The sequence below is a fragment of the Halomonas sp. SIMBA_159 genome (genome assembly GCF_046536035.1).
Taxonomy (GTDB): Bacteria; Pseudomonadota; Gammaproteobacteria; order Pseudomonadales; family Halomonadaceae; genus Vreelandella; species Vreelandella venusta_A.
Window position 1 is genome coordinate 1 of record NZ_JAWJBT010000729.1, and the last position, 266, is coordinate 266.

General features: G+C 45.9%; 1 pseudogene. It reads right to left on the reverse strand.

From position 1 onward, the window contains the following. Positions 1-266, reverse strand: a pseudogene (locus tag R0J87_RS21125) (hypothetical protein); the annotation flags it as partial.

The following is a 266-nucleotide window of genomic DNA, read 5'->3' on the forward strand; positions in this document are numbered from 1 at the left end:
GGATCGGTGATGAAATAGATCGGAAAATCGGGATTCTCTTGCTTTTTCTCGATTAAATGATCTGCCAGGCGTTCAGCGATGGCTGGGTAAGCGGTCTCTGTGTCGTTGTAGTTGTCGAATAGAAACAAATCAATCACAAGAAATTCTTCCGCTTCCTCGATCAGCTCGTGAATCTCGTCGAAAATCCGCAGTTCACTTTCCAGCCCCGTCCCTTCCTTGTCCTGCGCATAGCTAAGGTCATAAATCATTTCTACTTGTTCTGCACT